Source organism: Neobacillus sp. SM06 (assembly GCF_050496765.1).
Classification (GTDB): Bacteria; Bacillota; Bacilli; order Bacillales; family Cytobacillaceae; genus JAEVLT01.
Genome location: NZ_JBNWEO010000011.1, coordinates 323,559 through 349,061, shown reverse-complemented (window position 1 = coordinate 349,061; position 25,503 = coordinate 323,559). Strand labels below are relative to the sequence as shown.

Below are 25,503 nucleotides of genomic sequence, written 5' to 3'. Positions count from 1 at the left end.
ACTGCGAATGAGCCAGTCCTTATTTTTTTCTGATCTGCATTCTTTCTTGTCTTTCCCACATTCTGAGGTGTGGGTAAGGATCAAAAGACCATTCGGTATAACCGTTGTCTTTGTACATGCCATAATGCAGATGGGGCGGGAATTTGCCAGAGGTTCCGGGCGGTCCGTAACCGGAGCTCCCGACACCGCCGATCACTGTTCCCGGTTCGACAATTTGACCCACTTTTAGATCTTTCGCAAAACCACTAAGATGGGCAAAATAATGATACGTATTGTTTATGTCGCGAATACCGACCCGCCAGCCGCCGTAGCGGTTCCAGCCTTTCATTTCAACAATGCCGTAATTGGTTGCCCGAACGGGTACCCCATAGCCGGCAAAAATATCGGTTCCTTCATGAATTCTCCGTCCACCCCAGCCGCGGGCATCACCCCAGGTCGTCCGGTAACTGTGATTGGACCGGATCGGCACCGGAAAGGCATGTCCGTCTAAATCAAGCCGTCCGAAGTGCTTGTACACTTTCGCTTTGTCATTTATAATCCTGACTGTTTTATCCCGCTTGTAATAGTTCCACAAACCGATTTTTAAATTCTCGTGGTCGGCTCCAAAGGAAAGGAGGTAATTGGCCATTGAAAACAATACATCTTCATCCGATTGGATATCCGCTTTGCCATCGCCATCGCCGTCAGCGCCGATCCCGTTAAAAAACTGAATCGTTGCCGGGTTTTGATCTGTGCGGTTTGGATTGGTGATTCCGCACCATTCTTCAGGGGTAAAATAAATGCCGGTCACACCCTTGGGTTCTGGCAAATCCTTGCGAACTTGGCGGATATTTCGCTCATATTGGTCAATTGCCGCTAAATAATACCATGGAATTTGGGTAACGGTTTCCACTTTTTTATAAAGTTCCATTCTTTTTTGGTATGGATCAGAGCTTTCGGCATCCACTCTGATCTCAAGCGGACTGATAAGGAACAGAAAAGTACATATAAGTAAAAAGACCCGCACGCGAATCCTCCCTTCAAGAACTAAACTTACATCTGTAGTTTATGAGTTCAGAACTTTTTCATTATGGTTAATAAATGGTAAAAAGATGTCTTTGGCTTGTCGATCGTTAGCCAGTATGATAAAGTGACAAGGGAAGAAACTCATTACATAACACTTTTTTGGGGATCTTACAAAAGAATGGGGTGGAAAAATGAGCAAGAATGAATATGTAAGAAAACCGGATTGGTTGAAAATAAAACTGAACACAAATGAGCATTACACCGGCTTGAAAAAAATGATGCGGGAAAAAAGTCTTCATACCGTCTGTGAGGAAGCAAGATGTCCCAATATTCATGAATGCTGGGCGGAAAGAAGAACGGCCACATTTATGATCCTCGGGGATATTTGTACGCGGGCCTGCCGGTTTTGCGCGGTAAAGACCGGACTGCCAACCGAACTGGACTGGAAAGAACCTGAGCGCGTTGCCGATTCAGTACAATTGATGAATTTAAAACATGTCGTTGTCACCGCTGTATCGCGCGATGATTTAAAAGACGGCGGAGCGGCAATTTTTGCAGAAACGATCCGGGCCATTCGCCGCAAGAACCCGTTTACAAGTATTGAAGTTCTACCTTCCGATATGGGCGGAGTAGAAGAAAACTTGCGCGTTTTAATGGAGGCCAAACCGGACATTTTAAATCATAATATTGAAACGGTACGCCGCCTGACGCCAAGAGTGAGAGCACGGGCACAATATGACCGCTCACTTGAATTCCTGCGCCGTGCAAAAGAAATGAACCCCACGATTCCGACAAAGTCCAGCTTAATGATCGGACTTGGGGAAACGAAGGAAGAAATCCTTCAAGTAATGGATGATTTAAGAGCCAATCATGTTGATATTATGACCATTGGCCAATATTTACAGCCGACGAAAAAGCATTTAAAGGTAGAAAAATACTACAGCCCTGCAGAATTTGAAGAATTGCGGCAAATTGCTTTATCAAAAGGCTTCAGCCATTGTGAAGCAGGACCGCTTGTCCGTTCATCCTATCATGCCGATGAGCAAGTAAATGCCGCGGCAAAACATAAACAAATGCTCGGCGATCAAAAAATTCAAGAGGCTTAAGAACAAAGGGAGCAAGCGCGATTCATGCAACGACTAGCCTCCTTGTGAAAGTTTGCAAATTTCTTGAGGATTAAAAAGAGTTCAGCTTTTTGCTGAACTCTTTTTAGATGATCGGTTATAATGGAGATAAAAGTGCCTGGGTAAAAGAGGTGGATGATGGTTACGGTAAACAATATACACTATGAGTTAGTGGAAAATGAACGAAATGGGTACAATGAAGAAGCGTTTCTGGGGCGCTATAGCGATATATTGTCAAGATATGATTATATTGTCGGCGATTGGGGCTACGGGCAGCTCCGCTTAAAAGGCTTTTTTGATGATCAAAACCAAAAAGCCTCCTTTGATACAAAAATCAGCACATTGAAAGAATATTTGTATGAATACTGCAATTTTGGCTGTGCCTATTTTGTTTTGAAAAAAATAAAAAAATAAGATTTTGGGACCAGAATTCAAAAACTTCTGGTCCTTTTCAATGAATGGGGAAGGAGCTACGATAGAAAATCGAGCCTAAATCTAAATTACTTCTTGTAAAAAGGAACGCAATTCGGCTGCATCCGCTTCGTTGAGCTCGAAAGCATATTCCAAATATCCTTCTTCCTCCAAGTCGTCATGACCAATAATCGCAAACCGGTTGCTCTGCATGTTCAAAACAAGCTGTTTCCCGTAGTGGCGATTTGATTGAATCAATGCCAGATCAAAGCGCTCGTTTTCACCAACAAAGCTGACAAATCTCGTTCTCGTATCCTCGGTATCATCGTATAAAAAAAAGCGTTCGCTCAAATCAATCTCTCCTTTTTTGATTTCTTCTCTATCATATCAAATGCTGTTCCTCGCTAAAACCACCATTGAAAAAAAGAATTCAACGTGAATTTTATCGATTTTTACATAACGAAAATACGAATTTTGTCAATTTGTGATACAATAGAAATAGATTTCCTACGTTGGCTTCTGAGAGGGATGAATGGAATGGTTCGTCATTACATCGATCAATTCAACAGCAAACTGAAATGGTTAAAACTTGTCTATCCTTGGTCATCCATCAAGTTCTTCCCGCCTCAGTTTATTTTAAGAGATCCAGTTGTGGAAGGCGTAAAAGCGGCTTTTCAGGAAAATCACGAAGCAGCCGTGATCGTCTTTACGATCAAAAATATCAAAGAATTAACCGCTTATTTCCCTCGATACATGAATGATTTAAAAAAATATTTTCAAATGTCCGTTCAGCAAGGAGTACCAGTTGAAGATATTATTGCTTTGCATGATTATTACAGTGAAGGGATCACACTGCTCGTAAAAGTCCATGATGACCGGCGCGGAATCTCACAAATTGATGTGCTGATCAATACCATTATGGAAATCGTGAAACAAAAGCTTGCTGTTCAGTATACAGCGATTCCGATTCAACTTGAGACTGGCTATATGTTTATTGAAAGGAAGCTCGATTCACTTTCAGATGCTGTGGCAAGAGCCTATAAACAAGCCACCGAAATGGCCGAAAAGAAAGTTAAATCAGGATTTAATGAAATGCTTTATTTGCTAAGAAAACTCGTGTCCGAAAAAGACATCAAACTATTGGCACAGCCCATTATAGATGTAGCGACAAACGAAATCAGGGCGTGGGAAATACTAACAAGAGGGCCGAGCGGGACAGTGCTGGAAAACCCGCTGTCACTCTTCTCGATTGCAAGGCAGACGGGTTTGCTGTACGAGCTTGAAATGATTGTAATTGAAAAGGCGCTGGAACAAATGACAGAAGCTAAATGCCAGCACGATGTTTTTGTGAATTGCACGCCCCTCACCCTTGGAAATATCCGCTTCGTCCAAGATTTGAAAAAAATAATGGCGCGGTACAAAACCATATTGCCCACCCAGATTACATTTGAAGTGACCGAACGGGATTCGATCGAAGAATTAAAAGATTTCAGTTATACGATTAAATTGCTGAGGGTGATGGGGTTTCGCATTGCGGTTGATGACACCGGGGCCGGGTATGCCAGCTTGAACACCATTAGCGAAATTTTGCCGGAAATTATCAAAATTGACCGTTCAGTGATTGAAAATATTGATAAAAACACCGTGAAAGAGTCCATGCTAAAAGGGTTGCTGCTTGTCGCAAAAGAGGCGGGATCGCTCGTTGTTGCCGAGGGAATTGAAAGCGAAGCGGAGGCCTCCGTTCTTTCGCGCCACAATGTCGACTTGGCACAAGGCTATTTTTACGCTCGGCCTGCTTCGCTGATCCAAAGCATGGCAACGTAATTTTTTTGCCAAAAGGAGATGATTGGCTTTGTATTTTGTTGACCGTGAAAAAATGGAAACAACACTTGTCTATCTTGAAAAGCAAATTGACCTTTTTTTAAAAACGGAGAATTGGTCAACGTTGATTGAAAAAGCAGCACTTGAGCGAATGGTACATATGATGATTGAGTCGGTTTTAGACGTCGGCAACGCAGTGATTGACGGCTTTATTATGAGAGATCCTGGAAGCTACGATGACATTATTGATATTTTGACGGATGAACAGGTTATCTCGGAAGAAACGGGGCAGAGCTTAAAGCGGCTGATCCCCTACCGGAAAATACTTGTGCAACTGTATACAGAAGTGAATCATGAAGAATTGCGGCGGGAATGTTCAAACCATCTTCAAGCTGTTGCCGTTTTTCCAAAAAACATCCGCGACTACTTAACGAACGAATTGGGGCCTGTTTCGGCTTTTAAAAAGTAGCTGCCTTTACGGAAGGGACCGCAAGAAACGAGCGGTCTCCTTTCGTGTTTCGGGTAGGATATAGAAGAGGTGTATAAATAAATGAAAGACTATAAAGGGTATTTGATTGATTTAGATGGGACGATGTATAGAGGTTCAGAGCGGATTGAAGCCGCGAGTGATTTTGTCAAACGGCTTCGCAACAAACAGATTCCCTACTTGTTTGTCACGAACAATTCTTCAAGAACGCCGGAACAGGTGGCGGAAAAATTGCGCCAGTTTGATATTCCTTGTGAAGCGGAACTCGTTTTTACCACGAGTCAAGCGACGGCAAACTATATATATGAGCGAAAAAGTGATGCCTCGATCTACGTGATCGGGGAAGAAGGCATTCAAACAGCTTTAAAAGAAAAAGGTTTTTCATTTGCAAAAGAACATGCTGATTATGTTGTAATGGGAATTGACAGGGAAATCAATTATGAAAAATTAGCAGTGGCAGCACTTGCCGTTCGCAATGGCGCCGTGTTTATTTCAACGAACGGAGATATTGCCTTGCCGACGGAACGGGGGCTCCTTCCGGGAAATGGTTCACTGACATCGGTTATTGCCGTGACAACGCAAACCGAGCCGATTTTTATCGGAAAGCCGGAAAGCATCATTATGGAACAAGCGCTTAAAGTTCTTGGAATGGCCAAGGAAGATACCCTAATGGTTGGCGACAATTATGACACCGACATTCTTGCGGGCCTGAACGCAGGGATGGATACCCTCCTTGTCCACACAGGGGTGACAACAAAAGAATTGCTCAAAGGCTATGACCGAAAGCCATCCTATGTAGTAGATTCACTGGATGAATGGAGGCTGTAAAGAAAACAGGCTGAATCCTTATAAAGATTCAGCCTGTTTTGCTTATTCAGCCTTTGCAGCACGGTGTGCCAGTCTGCTGGATGCTGCCGCAGCAATCGCTCCAACTAAATCATCTAAAAAAGTGTGGCACTCACCTGTTGATTTATCATTTAAATGGTGCAAAATTCCCGGTTTTTGCTTATCAATATAGCCGTAATTGGTAAACCCGATGGAGCCGTACACATTTACAATTGAAAAGGCCAGAATCTCATCTACGCCATACAAGCTTTCATCTGTTGCAATGATCGATTGCAGCGGTTCTTCAAGAAGACCCTTTTCAGCGAGGATATCCAGTTGGATTCCTGTAATAATCGCATTTTGAACTTCCCGTTTTGAAAGGACGCGCTCCACATTCGTTATGCAATCGTCCATTGTTAAGTTCTCATGGTATTTTTCCTGCAAATAATAAACAAGGCTGGCGATATCCTGAATCGTCACCCCTCGCTCTTTCAACCATTTGCGGGCCGTTTCCTCGATAATATCTACTTTCTTGCTTTCCGCCATGATTTCTTCTCACCTTTTCTTTTGATTTTCACAGTTCAAACCCCTTTTTCTTAAAATATGCAGCCAGTATAAAAAAGGAACAAAAATACCATGTTTTCTTTTTCAAGGATTAGCGTTTCCGTTATCCTTTTCCTTATACTTTAAAAAGCGATGGTCACATATAAATGTCTTAAGGGATTGAAGGAAAGGGGGAAAAAACATGCTGCAAACAATGCTTGAAAAAGAGTACGGAATTAAAGTAGATGGTTCAATTCAGCTTGATTCATACGAAGCTTTACGAGGAAACGGGTGGCTGTACTTTCCGGCAACAGCCGAGCACTATCAGGAGGAAGATTTAATTGAATTGGGGAAAATTGCCGAACACTTACGAAATTTTGGCGATCGCCATGTCCCTGTCTTTGTACCCACAAAAGAAGGGAAATACTTAACAACATGGGAAAACAAGAACTACTGTGTGTTGGCAAGCCGGCAGACAGAACGGAGAAACTCCATGAAACTCGGGCGTAAATTAGCTAAATTTCATGAACGGGGAAGAAGAATTCCCTTTCTGATTGAGCGATCCAAGCGGATTGGCCAATGGAAAGAGCTATGGGTAAAGCGGCTTGAGCAAATGGAAAAAGTATGGAATGGACTTCTCTTTCAAACACCGGAAGATGAATTTGAACGCATGTTTGTTGAATCGTTTCCGTATTATTTGGGGTTGACGGAAAATGCCATTCAATTTTTAGTTGATACGGAAATCGATGATGACCCTACGGAAGTTGACAATGGAACCGTCTGCCATGAACGTTTCTCGAAAAAATCATGGGGTCAAGAATTTTTATTGAAAAATCCGTTTGATTGGGTATTTGATCATCGCAGCCGTGACTTAGCCGAATGGACAAGAGAGCGCTACTTTTATAATATCCAAACCTATGAACCCGAAGTAAAACGATTTTTTGAAGAGTATCAATCGATAGCACCACTATCTTCTTTTTCATGGAAGTTATTGTACGCGCGAATCATGTTTCCGCTTCACTATTTTGAATGCGTTGAACAATATTATTTGACCCGCTCTGAACAGAACAAAAAGCTTCTCGAAGAACAATTGATGAAAATTCTTCGGCAATCAAAGGAGTATGAGCGGTTTTTAGGAAATTTTTTTTATCTTGTGGGAGCACCAGTGAAGAAATTCAACTTGTCAATTCCAGAATGGCTGTATACGGTTCGCTAACGGATTGTGGTAAAATAATGAAAAAGCAGTTCGTGTAGAAAGGAAATCTCGCATGAAACCGACTATTTTTATTACCAGAAAGCTGCCAGAAGCGGTTATTCAACCGCTAAAAGAAAAATATGAAGTAACCATGTGGAACCGTGACGTTCAAGCGGTGCCAAGAGAACGATTAATCAACGAGGCACAGCGGGCAGATGCCCTCTTAACCATGTTATCCGACCGGATTGATGAAACTTTATTGGAGACGGCAAGAGAGTTGAAAGTGATTGCCAATATGGCTGTAGGGTTTGATAATATCGATCTAGCTGCTGCAAGCAAAAGAGGGATTGCCGTGTGCAACACTCCGGAAGTTTTAACAGATACCACGGCCGATCTTACGTTTGCGCTGTTATTAGCCACGGCCAGAAGGATTGTCGAAGCAGCAGAAATGGTAAAACAGGACAAATGGAGAGGCTGGAGTCCATTGTTGTTGGCCGGCCAGGATGTTCACCATAAAACGATTGGAATCGTCGGGATGGGGAAAATTGGCGAAGCAGTTGCCAAACGGGCTTCAGGTTTTGAGATGAGGATTTTGTATCATAACCGGACAAGGAAGCCGGAAGTCGAGAAACAGCTTGGCGCATGCTACGCCTCTTTTGAGGAATTGGTGGAGAAGGCTGATTTCGTTGTTTGTTTGACACCGCTTACTGCTGAAACAAGGAATTTATTCACATTGGAAGTTTTTCAAAAAATGAAAAAGACGGCGGTTTTTATAAACGTTGGCAGGGGGCCAGTTGTCGATGAGCAGGCATTGTACGAAGCTCTTGAAACAGGTGAAATAGCCGGAGCTGGTCTTGACGTTTTTGCAAGTGAGCCGATTGGCGCTGATCATCCGCTGCTAAAACTGACAAATGTCGTCGCTCTTCCGCATATCGGTAGCTCAAGTATTGACACTCGGACAGCGATGATGGACTTATGCGTTAAAAACATCGATGCGGTTTTAAGTGGAAGAAGGCCGCCTACACTCGTTAATCAAGATTGGGTGACAAAGGGCATTGTACAATAAAAGAAAACTCGCCGTTAAATGGCGAGTTTTCTTTTAAAACACTTGCTCCACTTCAAGAACGCCGGGAACTTCCTCTAAAAGAGCGCGCTCAATTCCAGCTTTTAGTGTGATCGTGGAGCTTGGGCAGCTGCCACATGCACCAAGGAGACGAAGTTTTACAATGCCATCCTCAACATCAACTAATTCACAATCTCCGCCATCGCGAAGAAGAAACGGGCGCAATTTATCTAATACTTCTTGGACTTGTTCTTTCATTTCTAAATCGTTCATCATAATCGACTCCTTTCCTATCCTTTATTATAATGTCACCGTATGGAAAAATCCATTGTGATAGAATGGAAATGTGCTGATTTATAACATTTTCTTAGTATTAAACAGAATAATATTATAAAATAAAAGAAAAACGAGGAATCAAACATGAGCGAAAGTCAAGGAATTGAAATTGTTGTTTATGGCGCCGAAGAAATTTGCCAAAGCTGTGTAAGGATGCCCTCTTCCAAGGAAACGTTGGAATGGTTGCAAGCCGCGATTACAAGAAAATTTCCAAACCAGCCATTTGTTCTAACGTATGTGGATCTTTTTAATCCACCTGTTGATAAGACAAAAGAAAAATTCGCAAAAAAAGTGCTGGAAGAGGAAATGTTTTATCCTGTTGTTGTTATCAATGAACAGGTTGTAGGCGAAGGGGATCCGCGCTTAAAGACCATTTTTGCCGAAATGGAGAAATACGGCTATAAGGCAGAATCATGAAGAAAAAACCAGGTTAACCAAACGCCTGGTTTTTTCTTCATCCGCTATCAACCATTATGGTACTTGTACATCCAGAGAATGCCGGATTTCAACAGCCGGGCAACCCGTCCGGTAATCGGGCGTTCCCCCATGATGCCAAATCCATGTTTCTTACCAAGCGACCCAAGAACGCCTTTTAACTTAATCGTTGGTAATGCAGCAGGCAATTGTTCTTGATTCCAGCGCTTCTTTAACACCTCAACAATCTGAATCGCCTGCCCTTCCGCAAGCTGAGCGCTTGGAGCATGCGGCAGGCTTGCGCAATCCCCAACAAAAAAGACATGTTCATCGCTTGGCAAATGGTGAAGCGGTGTGATCACCGCTCTGCCCAATGCATCATGTTCAATATCCATTTCACGAACAATCCGATTTGCCTGAATCCCTGCGGTCCAGACAATGGCATCGCAGTGTATCGGCTCATCATGGTTATAAAGCGTTTTCTCTTCGACTTTTGTGATATTGGATTCGTTAATGATGTCAACTTGATGGTGAACAAACCATTTCTCAACGTATTTGCTTAAACGGTCGGGAAAATCCGATAAGATATGTTTGCCGCGATCAAATAGTTTTATTGTTATATCCGGCCGGCTTTCACTCAGTTCACTCGCCAGCTCAACCCCGCTAAGCCCTGCGCCGACAATACCGACCACAGAATCAGCAGGCAAATTGTTTAAAATGGTGTAGGTCTTTCTTGCTTTACGAATGTTTTGGATACTGTAGGTATATTTATCTGCACCGGGAACATTATGATATTTGTCTTCACAGCCAAGACCGATGACTAAATCGTCATAGTCAACAGCATCTCCATCGCTAAGCAAAACTTTTTTTTCCTTTAAATCGATCCGTTCAACGACCCCATAGTGAATATGAAGTCGTGGATGTTCCGGAAAGCTCACACGTACCTCTTTGTCAGAAATAGTTCCAGCAGCAAGTGCATAATACTCTGTTTTCAAACAGTGGTATGGAACACGGTCAATTAACGTAATCGATGCATTTTCGGGAAGATGGCCGGGAAGAAGTTCATTGATGATTTTCATCCCGCCGTATCCTCCACCGAGAATTACGAGCTTGTTCATTTTTGCCTTTTCCCCTTTGTTGAAGCATTTTGTCAAAAACTCTAGAAGGACGTTATTTGAAAAAAATATTATTTTCTGTGATTTCAATCCATAATGAGTATAACGAAATTGTGACAAAATAACAACATATAACGCTTACATATTGACAAATATATATAAGAAATGATATTTGACGAGATGATTAAAAAAGCGTAGGATAGTAAGTTAGTAGAGGTGAAAAGAATGTTTAAACCGATCATTGAGTTTTGTGTCAGTAATTTGGCGAGCGGTTCACAGAAAGCCAGAGAAATATTGGAACGAGATCCGAACTTGGATATCATTGAATATGGCTGTCTAAGCTATTGCGGGAAATGTGCTTCTACTTTATTTGCATTAGTGAACGGTGAAATGGTAACCGGAAATTCTCCGGAAGAGCTCGTTGAAAAGATCTATCAATTTTTGGATGAAAACCCAATGTTTTAATAGAAAAGGAACGGTTTCTAAACCGTTCCTTCAGTTTTTGCGCGAATCTCTTATTTCATGCCAGCGCTCTTTTGCCATTTCAATGATCTTTGGCTCGACAGTCTGCTTTTGACGCTCGATCACCATTGAGAAAAACTTGGTGGCTTTATCAACATCCTTGATTCGCCTTGACAATTCGCCAATCAAATAAAGGATTTTGACCTCGGAAACTTGAGAACCTTTGAAATCATCCTCCATGTAGGACTGCTCATATTCCTCTCCGGCTAATTTTAAAAAGCGCAATTCTTGCTGCTCTTCTTTCAGACTGCGATAAAACCAGGCAGTGCGAAGATACATGCCGGCTAGGAGAACATGTTTTTCTTTTTTTAAAGTTCCACAGTAAATGGCGAGTTTGTATGCTTGGATTGCTTGCTGAATCGTGCGTTCAGTACCAAAATTCCGGGGAACCCAGCGGTCTGTTACCTTTGTTTGAATCGATTCCTTTGCCCCAGGGGGAAAGTATTTTGAAAAATCATCGGAAAACGAAAAGCCGCACGCGGGGCAAACATGAATTGGATAAAGTAGCGGGTTCACTTCATCCGATTCATAAACGGGACAAAAATCCGTATCAACTTCCTTTATTTTCACAAAACGGCTGCGAACTTTCTTGCTCGTAAAAGGCTGTTTGCAAAGTAGACATTCCAGCTTTTTATCATACAATGGTTCTAATTCAGTCATTGGCCAATCTCTTTTCATAATGGAATACTTTTATTATAGCGCAAAAATTCCTAAATGACTGCTGAATCTCATGATTTGAGAACTTGATTTCAAATCATTATACTTAAAAGTAAACCAACAGGGAGGAAGTAAAATGAGCGAAGATGTGATTATTTTAACGGAAGCTGCGGCTCTTCAAATAAAAGAAATGATGAAGCATAATGAAGAAGAAGGGGCATTCCTGCGGGTTGCCGTAAAAGGCGGAGGCTGCAGCGGTTTATCGTATGGAATGGGATTCGACCATGAAATCAAGGAAGATGACCACCATTTTGAACAGCATTCGATTCCAATTATAGTGGACAAAGAAAGTGCGCCTGTTTTAAAAGGCACCAAAATTGATTACAAGCAATCGATGATGGGCGGAGGCTTCACCATCGACAATCCAAACGCCATCGCTTCCTGCGGATGCGGGTCGTCATTCCGCACGGATGCAAATGCTGGAACACCGGAGGAATGCTGAAAAAGAAGAAGGCATCCATTTTTGAAAATGGACGCCTTTTTATACACCAGAATTTATATCTTAACTTATCTCTTGACCATTGAAAGGAAAAAGCTGATTCGTGGTAAAACGGTCACTACTGGCTTCACCCGCACGCCCCCCCCCAGAAAGCGAGTGCCTGGAGGGGAAATCGACAGACTTCGTCTATCCGCTAAACTAAAAAGGACCGGGCGGTTTTTGCCCGGTTTTTCTTACTCATTATGTTAGTTAAACATCGAAGAACTGTGCACTGGCTGGATTTTTGCTTTTGGATCTATATAGGCTTTTGCGTTATTGACCGCAGTCGGTGCTTCGCCAAAGCCACAGGCGATCAGTTTCACTTTTCCGTCATATGTGCAGATATCTCCAGCAGCGTAAATTCCTGGTGTATTCGTTTCCATTTTAGAGTTTACAACGATGGCATTTTTCGCGATTTCAAGACCCCATTCTTTAATCGGACCGAGTGAAGAAACAAATCCATAGTTGCAGATGACCGCATCTACATCAATCGTTTCCTCTGTTTCACCGTCTACACTTTTTAGAACAACCTGGTTAATTTCATTGCCATCGCCAATTAATTCAGCTGGAACAAACGGTGTTTTGACATCAACTTTTGAGTTGTACAAATTTTCAACACTGTGTTCATGGGCACGGAATTTATCCCGGCGATGCACAATCGTTACCTTTTCAGCAATTGGCTCAAGCATTAAAGCCCAGTCGACCGCCGAATCGCCGCCGCCAAATACAACCACTCTTTTTCCGGCAAATTGATTTAAATCTTCAATAAAGTAATAAAGGTTTTTGTTTTCGTAATGTGCTGCTGTTTCCAACTCTAGGCGGCGCGGTTGAAATGCACCGTTTCCGGCAGTAATAATAATCGTTTTTGTATAATGAACTTCTTTATTTGTCGTTAATTTAAAGGTGCCATCTGCTTGTTTTTCAAGTTTTTCAACAGATTGTTCCAGAACAACCGCTGGCTCAAACTTGGCCATTTGCTCTTTTAAATTATTGATTAGTTCCTGGGCACGAACCTTTGGGAATCCGGCAACATCGTAAATATATTTTTCCGGATATAGAGCAGAAAGCTGTCCGCCAAGCTGCGGCAGGCTCTCGATAATTTTAACCGATGCTTGTCTCATTCCGCCGTAAAATGCGGTGAACATACCGACCGGGCCGCCACCGATAATTGTAATATCATACACTTTTTGATCTTCTTGCACTCAAATTCCCCCCATCTACATAGTTACAATTCCAACCTATATCATAACACAAAATGGCTTACATTTTCAGAATAATATTTTTAGGAAAAATAGAATTATCAGACAATACAATATTGTAAACATTTTTGTGTTAAAAATCCAACAAAAATTGCTTGAAAAAACGTGAAAAAAGGAATAAGATGATATGTGGATATATTGTGACAAAAAAAGCACACTTTTATGTCACTGTTCGTGAATTATATCACAATCTTTTCTTCTTTTTTAAAAATAATATGGCCAATTCTAGCAGAAGATAAGAAAAAAATTAAAAAGGTGGAAGTGATCACTTTGAGAAAGCCTAAGGTTGTTATTTTAGGAGCAGGGTACGGCGGTTTAATGACAACGGTTCGTCTGCAAAAGATGATTGGAGTCAATGAAGCAGATATCGTATTGGTTAATAAAAATGATTATCATTACGAAACGACATGGCTGCATGAAGCATCTGCCGGAACATTGCACCATGACCGTGTTCGCTATGATATTCGCGATGTCATTGATCGCAGCAAAGTAGAGTTTGTTGAAGACACAGCACTTGAAATTAACAGAGAAGAAAAAAAGGTTATTTTGGAAAAAGGCGAAATCAGCTATGATTATCTGGTTGTTGCCCTTGGTGGCGAGCCGGAAACATTCGGTATTAAAGGACTGAAAGAATATGCGTTTGGGATTGTAAACGTCAATTCTTCCCGGCAGTTGCGCGAGCATATTGAGTATCAATTTGCGACATACAATATGGAAGAAGAGAAAAAGGACGAAAGGCTGGCAATCGTTGTAGGCGGTGCCGGCTTTACTGGAATCGAATTTCTCGGTGAATTAACGAATCGTATTCCAGAGCTTTGCCATGAATATGATGTGGATTTCCATAAGGTGAAAATTATTTGTGTGGAAGCTGCGCCAACAGTCCTTCCAGGCTTTGACCCGGAACTTGTCCAATACGCTGTTTCCCAATTGGAGCGGAAAGGTGTTGAATTCTTGATTGGTACAGCCATCAAAGAATGTACGCCAAATGGGATCTTAGTTGCAAAAGGTGACGAGGAGCCGCGCGAAATCAAAGCGGGCACCGTAGTTTGGGCAGCAGGGGTTCGAGGAAATTCGATTATTGAAAAGTCCGGATTTGAAGCAATGCGCGGCCGGGTGAAAGTGGAAAAAAATCTTCGTGCACCAGGACATGATGATATTTTTATTATCGGTGATTCTTCCTTGTTTATTAATGAGGAAATCAATCGTCCGTATCCGCCGACTGCACAGATTGCGATGCAGCAAGGGGAACTTTGCGCCCGCAACTTAGCAGCACTTATTCGCGAGAAAAAAGAGCTTGAAGAGTTTAAGCCGGATATCAAAGGAACGGTATGCTCACTTGGCGAAGACGATGCGATCGGTGTCGTTTATGGTAAAAAATTAACCGGAACAAAAGCTTCATTCATGAAGAAGGTAATTGACAACCGCTCACTGTTTATGATTGGCGGCGTCCCACTCGTAATGAAAAAAGGGAAATTCAAGTTTTTCTAAAAAAAGCCGGGTTTAATCCCGGTTTTTTTCTATTCGCAAAAATAGTTGAAAATTTGAGCAATTAGAAGAAAAACACGGAAAACTTCAGTTGTATCCGCTTACCTTTTGCAATTTCCATTCTTTCTTTCCTTTTCATTTACCGAGTTTTCTGGTAAAATTATCAGAAAATTAAGTGAAATTTAAATTTGAAGGAGGGGATCAAGGTGGCGGTTCAACAGTTGGAAACAAAAGTGTGTGACTATTGTGCTGGAGTCGGTTATTTCCAATTGCTGCTTGGTGGCTCCGAAACATGTAAGAGTTGTGGCGGAACAGGAAAAAGCAAGGAAGAGCAGGGGGGTTCTAACGATTAGAACGCCCGCTCTTCTTTTGATTGACTCCCTTTTTACCGTTCATTACACTTATTTGTAAAGGGGAAGGGGGAACAGAGGAGCAAATGAATCTAGTTGTCTTATTGATATCAGTGCTGCTTTTTTTCGTTTTGTTTTTTGGAATCGGTTTCTTGTTGAATATGTTGCTTCGAATGTCATGGATTGTTGCGGTGATTTATCCTGTTATTTCCATTCTTATCATCGATAAAATCCGCTTTATTGAGTATTTTACCCATACTGGAGCGGCGGTAAAAGATCTTTGGCAGCGCATCCTTTCACTAGGAGCTGCGGATGTGATCATTTTGTCGAGTGGATTAGCTGGTGCTATCACAGCCGGGATTGTCATCAAATTGTTACGAAAAAACGGATACCAAATGTTTTAAACTACTCTTTCCCACGGTGGAAAGGTTTTTTTTCTCCTTTTTGTATAATCGTTTCTTCTTTTGGAAATGATTATTGCTGGGAGGAGTGAATATTTAGATGAATCGTCTAAAAATTTGGACAAGACGTTTTATAATGACAATTCTTTTCTTTATGGCATTTTTATCGACCTTTCAATCGATTTCTGGTGTAAAAGCACAAAGTCTTTTCTTGAACGAATATGGCTTGGAGACACAACAATCAAACGATACGAGTTCGTTTCTGGATCTTGGTTTAAAATCTCTTGGACTAGCATTTCGCAGTATTCAGGAAATGGTTGAGACAGATCCGTTAATTTCCTCAAGTGTAGCCGTAGCGGGAACAGTGCCGCCATTGGAAGATGCGATCGATTGGTCGCAGTACCCAAAACAAACTGTTGTGGCAACAGGCTATACAGCAGGATATGAATCAACAGGTAAAAACAAAAACCATCCGGACTATGGAATTACCTATTCTGGAGTTAAAGTAAAAAGGGATTTATATTCTACGATTGCTGCGGATTTGAGGGTTTTTCCGATCGGGACGATTTTGTTTATTCCTGGGTACGGGTATGGTGTTGTAGCTGATAAGGGCGGAGCGATTAAAGGAAATGAGTTGGACCTTTATTATGAAACCGTTCAAGACGTTTACAAGCTATGGGGAAAAAAGAAATTGGATGTATACATTGTTGAAAGAGGCAACGGAAAATTGACAGAAGATCAATTGACTGCCTTAAATGAAAATGAATCCATGCAAGTGTTCCGCCAGCAGTACATTGGAACGGAAAGAAGATAAGACCAGCAGGCTCCGGCCTGTTTTTTGTTTTAGCTAATCAGTATTTATATGCACATTCTGTCTGACGCACGACGGGCATGAAGTTGATTGGAGCGGAAGGCACCGACTCCAGGGGGGATTAGCGTTACAGGTGAGATCCCGTAGGACTTTGAAAAAGCTTTCTGAAATAACATTGAACGAAGGAAATGCGGATGCATTTTTGAGTCCTATTCTCAGATTTATCAGGATAAATGGGCACTACTGGCTTCCCTAATGCCCGATTCACCAATTTTACAGGTCAAACCGGTCACTACTACCTTCCCTAATGCCCAATTCACCAATTTTTCAAGGTGAACCGGTCATTACTGGCTCGCCTAATGCCCAATTCACCAATTTTTCAAGGTAAACCGGTCACTACTAGCTTCCCTAATGCCCGATTCACCAATTTTACAGGTCAACCCGGTCACTACTAGCTTCCCTAATGCCCAATTCACCAATTTTTTAGGGTAAACCGGTCATTACTGGCTCGCCTAATGCCCAATTCACCAATTTTTGAGGTCAACCCGGTCATTACTACCCTCCCTAATGCCCAATTCACCAATTTTTTAGGGTGAACCGGTCATTACTAGCTTCCCTAATGCCCAATTCACCAATTTTTCAATGTAACCCGGTCACTACTACCTTCCCTAATGCCCGATTCTCCAATTTTTTGGGGTGACCCGGTCATTACTAGCTTCTCTAATGCCCGATTCTCCAATTTTTTAGGGTGACCCGGTCATTACTAGCTTCTCTAATGCCCGATTCTCCAATTTTTTAGGGTGACCCGGTCACTACTAGCTTGCCTAATGCCCAATTCACCATTTTTTTAGGTCAACCCGGTCATTACTAGCTTCCCTAATGCCCGATTCACCAATTTTTGAGGTCAACCCGGTCATTACTACCCTCCCTAATGCCCGATTCACCAATTTTACAGGTCAAACCGGTCATTACTAGCTTCCCTAATGCCCAATTCACCAATTTTTCAAGGTAAACCGGTCATTACTGGCTCGCCTAATGCCCAATTCACCAATTTTTCAAGGTAAACCGGTCACTACTACCTTCCCTAATGCCCGATTCACCAATTTTACAGGTCAAACCGGTCACTACTCCTTCCCTAATGCCCAATTCACCAATTTTTCAAGGTAAACCGGTCATTACTAGCTCACCCGCACGCCCAGCGGAAAGCGAGTGCCTGAAGCAGAAATCAACGGCCCCCGTTTGTCCACCAAACTAAAAAGGATCAGGCGATTTTTGCCCGGTTTTTCTTAGCTAATCAGAATTTATATGGATAAATTCTGAACGGACGATGGACAGGACGTCCTAGTCAGGCGAGTGCCACAGGATGTGGCAGGTATACGAGCGTGGTAAATTCAACTACGCCTCTGTCTTCGCTAAAGGCTCGCCAGTCGGCGAGTTTTCATTTAAAACCTTTCCGAAATTCGAAGTAATTAGCATTTTTCGCTATAATAATAGAGAATACTGTTGGAGGTGAAGGAGATGTTTCAAATAAAGGATGTGTACTCGCCTAGCGATGTTCATGAAAGCGTGGTGATCGGATTGTTTGATAAACCGACGACATTTCATGGACAATTAAAAATGCTTGACGAAGCATTTGATGGCGGGTTAACCGAACTTGTAAAAGAAGGCGAGATTTCCGCTAAGTTGAAAAAAATCAGCAAACTACATACTCTAGGAAAAATGGCTGCGAAAAAAATCTGGTTCGTCGGGCTTGGAAAAGAAAACGAATGGACATTCGACAAGCTGCGTGAAGTTTTTGGCAAAGTATTCAAAACGATTCACGCAGAAAGGCAGGAAGAGACGGCCGTTTTGTTAACGAGCTTTCTTACAGATCGCCTTGATGCCACAGATGCAGCCCATGCGCTAAGTGAAGCCCTGCTGCTGGCGACATATCGTTTCGAAGGCTACCGCCAAAAAGCGAATGTGCCGGAAAAAAACATCGAAAACATAACCGTTTATTGCGATGTTGTGGACAAAGGGGAACTGCATGCTTCTTTATCGGTCGGTTATGCTTTCGGGAAAGGAGCCAATTCAGCGCGGACGCTCGTCAACACGCCAGGTAATCTGTTGACGGCAACCGATATGGCCAATTATGCAAAAGAGCTCGCTGATCGGTACGATTTTGAAGTGGAAATTTTAGAAAAGCAGGAGATTGAAAAGCTGGGAATGGGCGCATTTCTTGCAGTAAACCAAGGCTCTGCGGAACCGCCCAAAATGATTGTCCTCAAGTATCAAGGGAAAGAGCAGTGGGAGGACGTAATCGGTCTTGTCGGTAAAGGAATCACGTTTGATACGGGCGGCTATTCCCTTAAAACGAAAGATGGAATTGTCGGAATGAAGACCGATATGGGCGGAGCTGCTGCTGTTTTAGGAGCAATGGAAATCATCGGAGAGCTTCGGCCCCAACAGAATGTTGTGGCTGTTATCCCGTCAACCGACAATATGATTAGCGGCTCGGCTTTTAAACCGGACGATGTGATTACTTCCATGAGCGGCAAAACAATTGAAGTGTTGAATACAGATGCCGAAGGCCGGCTTGTTTTGGCTGATGCGGTAACATATGCGAAACACCATGGCGCAAGCTATCTCGTTGATGTTGCAACACTGACGGGCGGAGTGATTGTTGCGCTCGGCCTTAACACAACAGGAGCGATGACCAACAATGAGCGGTTATTTGAGCAGGTGCTTGAAGCATCCTTTGAAGCAGGGGAGCCTGTCTGGCAGCTGCCGCTTTTTGAAAAAGAGAAAGAAAGGGTTCGCAACAGCAAAATTGCCGATTTAAATAATTCACCGGGACGGGAAGGACACGCGATTGTTGCCGGTGCATTTATTGGCGAATTTGCTGAAGATACTCCATGGGTGCACTTGGATATTGCGGGAACAGCAACCACAGCAAAAGATTCTGATCTTGGTCCCAGCGGAGCAACTGGCGTCATGACCCGGACACTTGCCTTGTTTGTTGAACGATTCGAACCCTTCGGAAAGTAAACGTGTTTTTGCCCAAAAGGGTGCTGATGAAAATCATGACAAATGCCTGTTTCTCTATGCTATTGCCCACTCCAAAAGGAAACAACTCGCATATGAAGTAGTGTAGGCATGTATAGAGTAAAAGGAGGTACGTCAATTGTATCCGTATTATCGAGGACCATATCAAGGGCAGGATCAGCGGTTTTTTGGCTTTGGATTATTTGGATGGCCGTTAGTCGGAGGGCTAGTCGGAGGGCTGCTTGGAGGAGCCTTGGCAGCACCGTTATTCTACCGCCCGTTTTACGGGGGTTTCGGTTATCCTGGATTTGGTTACCCGGGTTATCCGTATTATTACTAAGCGAGATCAAAAACAGCTTACAAGTAAGCTGTTTTTTTTCGCATTCAAAAGGATTTTCACCGAAGGAGCTGGAATTAGTAAAAGACTACATGCGGCAGGACTGCTACCGCCGTAAACAAATTCTTAGACACTTTTTTGGATGGGAGGATCGAAAATGGACTTGGAAAAAACATTACTCGGGGCGCTTGGGATTGAAATCACGTTGTTAGAAAAAGGAAAGGTTGTCGCTCAGATGCCGGTCGATGACCGCACCCGCCAGCCGTTTGGCTTGCTGCATGGGGGTGCTTCTGTTGCCTTGGCTGAAACGGTCGCAAGTGTAGGAGCCTACGAATTGGTCGATAAACAGACAGAAGTTGTCGTGGGACTGGAAATCAACGCCAACCATGTTCGTTCCAAAAAAGACGGCTATGTTACTGCTACAGGGCAGGTGCTTCATCAAGGCAAAACAACAATGGTTTGGGAAATAAAAATTACTGATGAAGACGATCGGTTGATTTGTGTCTCCAGATGCACAATGGCTGTGCTTAAAATCAAACAATAGTGTGCCATTACCAATTAAAGAAATCAGAAAGATCATCATTTTTTTGTGTGCTGTTTTCTTCGAGGATGAGTCCGTTGCGAAGGGCAAGGGATACCGCTTCAGCACGATTGTTCACATGCAGCTTTTCCAAAATATGCTGCATGTGTTTTTTTACGGTATGGATGCTGATAAATAAAGCATCAGCGATAAATTGGTTTGTTCTGCCGCGGGCAACCAATTCCAAAATTTCTTTTTCGCGATCGCTTAATGGATACTCTTGTTTTTTGTTGGCCGATCCGTTCATTACCGTGAAATGTTCAAATATTTTTGTCGCCAAAACGGGAGAAAAAGTTGGAGTTCCGTTATAAACCCGTTTTATATTTGAAAACAAATCATCAAGATTTGTATTTTTTAACAAATATCCATTTGCTCCGCTTTGAATGGCCTTAAACAAATCTTCTTCCTGATCCGAGATCGTGAGCATAATGATTTTCATGCTGGGATATTTACCGCGAATGACGGAGGTTGCGGCAATCCCATCAAGAATGGGCATTTGGATATCCATTAAAACAATGTCAGGCTTTAGTTGATCCGTGAGTGCAATCGCTTCCTTGCCATTTGCTGCTTCCCCGACGATTTCAAATCCAGGCCTTAATTTTAGCAGCTGGATCATACCTTTGCGCAATATTTCATGATCATCACAAATCAATACTTTTATTTTATCCATATTGCTCAACCTCCAAAGGAAGGGTCATGTTAATTTCTGTTCCTGCACCAGGCGCAGAGATAATTTTTAGATCCCCGCCGATAAGATTTATCCGTTCTTTCATTGTTTTAAGCCCCAAGCTCATTTCCTTTTGCTTTTTTTCAGTTGACTCAAAACCAACTCCATTGTCTTTAATTTGAATAAAACAATAAGACAGTCCATCGCTTTTAAGCGAAAACTCAACATGGGTTGCTTTCGAATGGCGGCGAATATTCGCAAATGCTTCTTGGATAATACGGATAATATGAACCTTTTCTCTTTCCAATACGATTAGTTCATTTTTGGTAGGTGAAAAATCGATATCGATTTTGGTTGTAAAGGAATGCCGTTCACAGAAATTTTTAATATAGGAATCAAGGTACGAAACAAATGGGACATTGTTTAAAATCGGAACACGCAAATGGAACAGGTTCTGCCGTACTTCTGTATAGGCTTCATTGACCAAGGAGTCGATGATACTCATTGATTGAATGCATTCAAAACATCTGCTGCCCCCAACCGCCAGTGCATTTTCTTTTAAAGCGGTCAGCTTTACATGGATCGAGCTGATGATTTGCGCCAAACCGTCATGCATTTCCCTTGATAATCGCTCGCGTTCCTCAGAAATGGCAATATCCCTCATTCGTTGTGACAGCATGATATTTTCTAGCAAAATGGAAAGATTATGAACAATGTTTTTCATTAATTCCTTTTGGTGCAGGGAAATTTTCATACGATTGATATTGTAAACTCCAAGATATCCAAGGATTAAATCGTCTTTTTTTAATGGAATAAATGAAAAATATCTGTGCTGTGATTTGTATGGCCTACTTTCTACTTGCAATTTGAATTCTTCCACCATTAAATCACGCATAGTGTTAGTTGAAATGGAAGCCAGCTCAAAGCTTCCTTTTACAAAGTCATACAGCAACAAGCCTACTTCAAGTTGATCAAACAGGTTGCCAATGTCTTTTACCACTTTATACAAAATTGGTTTCATTTGTTCGCTTTTCAGATCTTTAATGGACGTAATCGACTGTGAGATACGGTACATTGTTTCGGCTTCATGCTGCTTTTGTGTAGCTTCCTCATAAAGTCCTTTAATCACATCCTCCATTTGTGTCCGTTCAGACAAATCCCGGACAATGACTGCGGTTTTATATTCTTCATGGTTTTCGGCGGGAATTCGCGTTAAGGTAACGCTAACAGGAATGAAACTGTCGTCGCTTTTTTTTAATGCAGCCTCCTCGATTTTTATACTCGTATCTGCTGCACTCGTTAGTGTGGATGTGATGCTTTTATCTAAAAAACTGTCATTATAGCTAATTAATTGATCAAGCGATAATTTTCCGGTTACTTTGCTTTGATTGTAGCCGGACATGATCTCGGCCCCACGGTTTAATTCTGTCAGCAGCAGATGGTGGTCAAAAACAAAAATCCCGTCAATGCTGTTTTCGAAAATCGTTTTAGCTTCGCGTTCTTCTTGCTGCCGTCTTTTTTCAATTTTTTTAATGATGGAAAAAACAAAATGGGTATAGCCAAAAATCATGGAAAAATAGATGATCGACGATAAAATGATATCACTGTACATCGGCAACTCATAAATTAAAAAATTATGGCGATAATATTCAAAGCCAATGATAAACGAGCTGGCAAAAAGGATCGTTAAGTACTTAATCTTTGTATAGCTCATCACCTTCAAAACGCCCCCTTCCTTTGTACTACAATTGTAATCTTTTCCCTTTTCTAATGTTAGATTTCTCCATTAAACAACACGGAATTGTCAAAATTAAGAGAGAAAATGGGAGTATGGATCGATACTCCTTTAGAAGTATCAGTGGGGGTAAATTTATATCTGATTGAGGAATTTCGGCCGAACCATCTTTTTTTTATACTAAAGCTACAAGGATACAAAAAATGTTAAAGGGAGGGGTTTAGATGAAATCCTTGTTGTCATTCTTTATTTTATTGGTTTCATTCTTTTCGGTTTTTACGATTGCAGAAGCCCATGGGGGGGAAAGTACAACCGCCCTGGATGCACCAACATTAATCCGCCAGGCAATTGATATTTCAACAGGGTTGCAAGATCCAAATGGTGCAATGGAAAAAGCCCAATTGGCACTATATGCAAAAGGCATTGACACTGTCGATAAAAACAAATTGAATCAAGCGATTGCTCTTTTGAAAAAATCAGATCTTGAACAGGCAAACAAAACGCTGGCAGAAGCATTGAAAGAAGATCCGCAGAAATCGAATTTGTTGGAATTTAAGCCGGGATTTAAAGCAACGGGTTTAAACATCTTTTTAATCATTTTAGCAATCGGTTCCGCCTTAATTGGTGTTCTTATTACTCGATATGCCGCTAAATTACCGTATAAGCATAAAGAATCGTTGTCCGATATAAAACCTGTTGCATAAGCGTTTATACACTTTGAAGAAACTAGGTGATGAAGTATGTCAAAAGAGAATAAATTTAAAGAATGGTTTAACAATCGCTTCCCTTTAAAAACGTTTAACTACGAAGTTCCAAAACATGCCAACACTTTCTTATTTTCTTTAGGGGGCGTTACCCTTATCAGCGTTGTAATCCTGATTATTACCGGGGTCATTCTGGCAGTCTTTTATAGCCCGAACCCAGAACTGGCAAATCAAAGCATTCGGATATTTGTTACAGATGTCAAGCTAGGCAGCTTAATAAGAGGGCTTCACGTTTGGGCCGCTACCGTTGCTGTCATCACATTGATTTTACACCTTTTAAGAGTACTGTTTTACGGATCATACAAAAAGCCAAGAGAATTGCACTGGCTATTCGGTGTTGCGCTATTTGTGATCATGATCGGGTTAATTTTCACTGGAACCGTTTTGAAATGGGACCAAGAAGCATCTGAAGCGTTAGCACATGCCCAGGAGCTAGGTAAACTGGCTGGAGTGGGATTCTTCTTTACCTTTGCGGCAAAAATTCCAATCTTAACAAAATTTTTCGTTTTGCACACAAGCATTTTACCGTTATTGCTATTTGTGTTGATCGGTATCCACTTATTCTTAGTTAAACAATTGAAAATTTCGCAATTGCCATGGAAAGCGAAAAATGAAGAAACCGCTGCTCCTTCAATTAACAGGCCGAAATACACGTTTGCACAGCATGGGTTAAAACTGGTTGGTTATGGATTTATTGCTTTTGGTCTCCTTGTTCTCTTGGCTGTCATCTATCCGCCAGCATTAGGACCAATTCCAACCGAAGGGCTTGAAGCAACGAAGCCGCCTTGGTTATTCATGGGGATTTTCAGTATTGAAAACTGGGCAGGACTACCAGGGTTGCTATGGGCATCCGTTGCCATCGTTGTTCTTCTGATTCTCGTTCCATTTGCGGATCGAGCCAAAACGCAATTAATCAAAGAAAGAAAGTTGATTGTTTCCGTTTCCGCCATTGTTGTCCTGCTATTAGGTGGACTTACGATTAATGCTTACGCAACCAAGCCAAAACAGCATATCGGTATGGCATCGATGGAAGGAGCCAACATCCAGATTGACAATGCTGCTGTTGCAAAAGGATTGGATGCATCTCTTAGCCTTGTTGGCCAATTGAAAAAGGATATCGCTAGCAAGGATCAGGCAGGCTATCAAAAAGACGCCGCTCAATTAAACGAAGGTTTACTGCCATTAAAAACGATTATTATGACAAAAGATGCGAAAGCTGGAGATAAAATCAAATCTGATCAAATTGCTTCATTATTAAGTGGTAAATCCCCTGATTTAAGCAAAGCGGGGACATTAGTTGCAAGTACAGAGGCAGGCATTAAGCAAGCGCAAACGTTGTTCCCTGTTGGGATCACTGCCATTACCGCAAATGCTTTAACTGGCATTACCAAAACGGAAGCCGCAATTGCAAAACAGGACAAAGAAGCTGCATTGGCACAAGCTGAGGAACTTGACGGAAGCATCGACCCGGCAAAAGATGCAATTAAGGAATTGGATCCATCTTTAGTGGCCAACTTGGATACAGATGGATTAGCAGAAACATTAAACGCTGCCAGTCCAGACTGGACAAAAGCAGCGACAATCTTGACGACGATGAAAGATGCATTGGTTAAAGCAGGAAACTTGGATATGACATCCCAATTAGATAAGGAAAACGCGATTGTCACTAAACTGCTGCAAGCCATTCAAAATAAGGAACTTTCAGCAGCACGTGAACAAGCTGAACAACTCGATGCAACGCTTGATCCATTAAAGGATCGGATCAATGAAAAGAATCCCGCTATCGTGAAAGAGATGGAAACAGACGGATTGAATGAGGAAGTCAGCAAAGCCAATCCAGATTGGAGCAAAGCCCAGTCTTTAGCAACCCAAATGCAAAAGGCAATAAATGATGCGAAAGGCTTATTTAAATAAAAAAACAGCAAGACGCCGTCCACAAACTGGATCGGCGTTTTGTTTATTGTGAATAGAAAAATTTGAGAAAAATTCGTTAAAAACGTGATATAATGGAAGAAATATTCATGACGAGAAGCA

The 25,503-nt window shown here is 41.9% G+C and carries 28 protein-coding genes; 19 read left to right on the top strand and 9 right to left on the bottom strand.

Features of this window, described 5'->3' with window-relative positions:
• Positions 1 to 19: 19 nt before the first annotated feature.
• A complete protein-coding gene (locus tag ACQYAD_RS04990) occupies positions 20 to 1,006 on the bottom strand; it encodes a M23 family metallopeptidase (protein WP_430236084.1) in 987 nt (328 codons plus the stop codon).
• 190 nt (positions 1,007 to 1,196) lie between these two features.
• Here ACQYAD_RS04990 and lipA point away from each other — a divergent pair, with 190 nt between their 5' ends.
• Positions 1,197 to 2,111, top strand: coding sequence for a lipoyl synthase (lipA, locus tag ACQYAD_RS04985; protein WP_430236083.1), 915 nt, complete (start codon positions 1,197 to 1,199; stop codon positions 2,109 to 2,111).
• A gap of 156 nt (positions 2,112 to 2,267) precedes the next feature.
• On the top strand, positions 2,268 to 2,543 hold the full coding sequence (locus tag ACQYAD_RS04980) for a YutD family protein (protein WP_430236110.1): 276 nt from the start codon (positions 2,268 to 2,270) through the stop codon (positions 2,541 to 2,543).
• Between the two features lie 81 nt (positions 2,544 to 2,624).
• Here the strand turns inward: ACQYAD_RS04980 and ACQYAD_RS04975 are convergent, their stop codons facing one another.
• Complete coding sequence (locus ACQYAD_RS04975; RefSeq protein WP_430236082.1) at positions 2,625 to 2,891, bottom strand: DUF3055 domain-containing protein; 267 nt, start codon at positions 2,889 to 2,891, stop codon at positions 2,625 to 2,627.
• Positions 2,892 to 3,077: 186 nt separating this feature from the next.
• Between ACQYAD_RS04975 and ACQYAD_RS04970 the strand changes: the two genes are divergently transcribed.
• From ACQYAD_RS04970 to ACQYAD_RS04960, 3 genes are all read left to right on the top strand, one after another.
• Positions 3,078 to 4,364 (top strand): EAL domain-containing protein, encoded by a 1,287-nt coding sequence (locus ACQYAD_RS04970; protein ID WP_430236080.1) that lies wholly within the window; start codon positions 3,078 to 3,080, stop codon positions 4,362 to 4,364.
• A 28-nt stretch (positions 4,365 to 4,392) separates the two neighbouring features.
• Positions 4,393 to 4,830, top strand: a complete 438-nt coding sequence (locus ACQYAD_RS04965) for a DUF86 domain-containing protein (protein WP_430236078.1) — start codon at positions 4,393 to 4,395, stop codon at positions 4,828 to 4,830.
• 81 nt (positions 4,831 to 4,911) lie between these two features.
• Positions 4,912 to 5,676, top strand: a complete 765-nt coding sequence (locus tag ACQYAD_RS04960) for a TIGR01457 family HAD-type hydrolase (RefSeq protein WP_430236076.1) — start codon at positions 4,912 to 4,914, stop codon at positions 5,674 to 5,676.
• Between the two features lie 42 nt (positions 5,677 to 5,718).
• Here the strand turns inward: ACQYAD_RS04960 and ACQYAD_RS04955 are convergent, their stop codons facing one another.
• On the bottom strand, positions 5,719 to 6,219 hold the full coding sequence (locus ACQYAD_RS04955; RefSeq protein WP_430236075.1) for a phosphatidylglycerophosphatase A family protein: 501 nt from the start codon (positions 6,217 to 6,219) through the stop codon (positions 5,719 to 5,721).
• 199 nt (positions 6,220 to 6,418) lie between these two features.
• Between ACQYAD_RS04955 and yutH the strand changes: the two genes are divergently transcribed.
• Positions 6,419 to 7,432 (top strand): spore coat putative kinase YutH, encoded by a 1,014-nt coding sequence (gene yutH, locus ACQYAD_RS04950; protein ID WP_430236074.1) that lies wholly within the window; start codon positions 6,419 to 6,421, stop codon positions 7,430 to 7,432.
• A gap of 52 nt (positions 7,433 to 7,484) precedes the next feature.
• Positions 7,485 to 8,477, top strand: coding sequence for a 2-hydroxyacid dehydrogenase (locus ACQYAD_RS04945; RefSeq protein WP_430236073.1), 993 nt, complete (start codon positions 7,485 to 7,487; stop codon positions 8,475 to 8,477).
• Between the two features lie 33 nt (positions 8,478 to 8,510).
• Here the strand turns inward: ACQYAD_RS04945 and ACQYAD_RS04940 are convergent, their stop codons facing one another.
• A complete protein-coding gene (locus ACQYAD_RS04940; protein WP_430236072.1) occupies positions 8,511 to 8,750 on the bottom strand; it encodes a NifU family protein in 240 nt (79 codons plus the stop codon).
• A gap of 144 nt (positions 8,751 to 8,894) precedes the next feature.
• On the opposite strand from ACQYAD_RS04940, the gene ACQYAD_RS04935 reads away from it, so the two are divergent.
• Positions 8,895 to 9,227, top strand: a complete 333-nt coding sequence (locus ACQYAD_RS04935) for a YuzD family protein (RefSeq protein ID WP_430236070.1) — start codon at positions 8,895 to 8,897, stop codon at positions 9,225 to 9,227.
• A gap of 47 nt (positions 9,228 to 9,274) precedes the next feature.
• Here the strand turns inward: ACQYAD_RS04935 and ACQYAD_RS04930 are convergent, their stop codons facing one another.
• On the bottom strand, positions 9,275 to 10,342 hold the full coding sequence (locus ACQYAD_RS04930; protein WP_430236068.1) for an NAD(P)/FAD-dependent oxidoreductase: 1,068 nt from the start codon (positions 10,340 to 10,342) through the stop codon (positions 9,275 to 9,277).
• A 222-nt stretch (positions 10,343 to 10,564) separates the two neighbouring features.
• Here ACQYAD_RS04930 and ACQYAD_RS04925 point away from each other — a divergent pair, with 222 nt between their 5' ends.
• Complete coding sequence (locus ACQYAD_RS04925; protein ID WP_430236067.1) at positions 10,565 to 10,804, top strand: YuzB family protein; 240 nt, start codon at positions 10,565 to 10,567, stop codon at positions 10,802 to 10,804.
• A gap of 30 nt (positions 10,805 to 10,834) precedes the next feature.
• On the opposite strand, the gene ACQYAD_RS04920 is transcribed toward ACQYAD_RS04925, so the two are convergent.
• A complete protein-coding gene (locus tag ACQYAD_RS04920; RefSeq protein WP_430236066.1) occupies positions 10,835 to 11,521 on the bottom strand; it encodes a DUF2225 domain-containing protein in 687 nt (228 codons plus the stop codon).
• 133 nt (positions 11,522 to 11,654) lie between these two features.
• Between ACQYAD_RS04920 and ACQYAD_RS04915 the strand changes: the two genes are divergently transcribed.
• Entirely contained in the window at positions 11,655 to 12,020 is a 366-nt protein-coding gene (locus ACQYAD_RS04915; protein WP_430236064.1) for a HesB/IscA family protein, read from the top strand.
• 242 nt (positions 12,021 to 12,262) lie between these two features.
• Here the strand turns inward: ACQYAD_RS04915 and ACQYAD_RS04910 are convergent, their stop codons facing one another.
• Positions 12,263 to 13,258 carry an NAD(P)/FAD-dependent oxidoreductase gene (locus ACQYAD_RS04910; protein WP_430236063.1) on the bottom strand — a complete coding sequence of 332 codons (996 nt, stop codon included), beginning with the start codon at positions 13,256 to 13,258 and terminating at the stop codon, positions 12,263 to 12,265.
• Between the two features lie 318 nt (positions 13,259 to 13,576).
• Here ACQYAD_RS04910 and ACQYAD_RS04905 point away from each other — a divergent pair, with 318 nt between their 5' ends.
• From ACQYAD_RS04905 to ACQYAD_RS04875, 7 genes are all read left to right on the top strand, one after another.
• Complete coding sequence (locus ACQYAD_RS04905; protein ID WP_430236061.1) at positions 13,577 to 14,803, top strand: NAD(P)/FAD-dependent oxidoreductase; 1,227 nt, start codon at positions 13,577 to 13,579, stop codon at positions 14,801 to 14,803.
• 203 nt (positions 14,804 to 15,006) lie between these two features.
• Positions 15,007 to 15,153, top strand: coding sequence for a YuiA family protein (locus ACQYAD_RS04900; protein ID WP_430236060.1), 147 nt, complete (start codon positions 15,007 to 15,009; stop codon positions 15,151 to 15,153).
• An 83-nt stretch (positions 15,154 to 15,236) separates the two neighbouring features.
• The gene (locus ACQYAD_RS04895) at positions 15,237 to 15,554 is read left to right on the top strand and encodes a YuiB family protein (RefSeq protein ID WP_430236059.1); all 318 of its coding nucleotides are present in this window, start codon (positions 15,237 to 15,239) and stop codon (positions 15,552 to 15,554) included.
• A 97-nt stretch (positions 15,555 to 15,651) separates the two neighbouring features.
• Positions 15,652 to 16,365: a 3D domain-containing protein gene (locus ACQYAD_RS04890; RefSeq protein WP_430236057.1), complete on the top strand. Its 714-nt coding sequence runs from the start codon at positions 15,652 to 15,654 to the stop codon at positions 16,363 to 16,365.
• A gap of 1,515 nt (positions 16,366 to 17,880) precedes the next feature.
• Entirely contained in the window at positions 17,881 to 19,389 is a 1,509-nt protein-coding gene (locus ACQYAD_RS04885) for a leucyl aminopeptidase (protein WP_430236056.1), read from the top strand.
• Between the two features lie 136 nt (positions 19,390 to 19,525).
• The gene (locus ACQYAD_RS04880) at positions 19,526 to 19,726 is read left to right on the top strand and encodes a hypothetical protein (RefSeq protein WP_430236055.1); all 201 of its coding nucleotides are present in this window, start codon (positions 19,526 to 19,528) and stop codon (positions 19,724 to 19,726) included.
• A 154-nt stretch (positions 19,727 to 19,880) separates the two neighbouring features.
• On the top strand, positions 19,881 to 20,267 hold the full coding sequence (locus tag ACQYAD_RS04875; RefSeq protein WP_430236054.1) for a hotdog fold thioesterase: 387 nt from the start codon (positions 19,881 to 19,883) through the stop codon (positions 20,265 to 20,267).
• Between the two features lie 7 nt (positions 20,268 to 20,274).
• Here ACQYAD_RS04875 and ACQYAD_RS04870 read toward each other — a convergent pair whose 3' ends face one another.
• Positions 20,275 to 20,973: a response regulator gene (locus tag ACQYAD_RS04870; RefSeq protein WP_430236053.1), complete on the bottom strand. Its 699-nt coding sequence runs from the start codon at positions 20,971 to 20,973 to the stop codon at positions 20,275 to 20,277.
• Complete coding sequence (locus ACQYAD_RS04865) at positions 20,966 to 22,684, bottom strand: PAS domain S-box protein (RefSeq protein WP_430236051.1); 1,719 nt, start codon at positions 22,682 to 22,684, stop codon at positions 20,966 to 20,968. The genes ACQYAD_RS04870 and ACQYAD_RS04865 overlap by 8 nt, the downstream gene beginning before the upstream one ends.
• Positions 22,685 to 22,929: 245 nt before the next feature.
• On the opposite strand from ACQYAD_RS04865, the gene ACQYAD_RS04860 reads away from it, so the two are divergent.
• The gene (locus ACQYAD_RS04860) at positions 22,930 to 23,409 is read left to right on the top strand and encodes a hypothetical protein (RefSeq protein WP_430236050.1); all 480 of its coding nucleotides are present in this window, start codon (positions 22,930 to 22,932) and stop codon (positions 23,407 to 23,409) included.
• A gap of 36 nt (positions 23,410 to 23,445) precedes the next feature.
• Positions 23,446 to 25,383, top strand: coding sequence for a cytochrome b (locus ACQYAD_RS04855; RefSeq protein WP_430236048.1), 1,938 nt, complete (start codon positions 23,446 to 23,448; stop codon positions 25,381 to 25,383).
• The last annotated feature ends 120 nt before the right edge of the window (positions 25,384 to 25,503 follow it).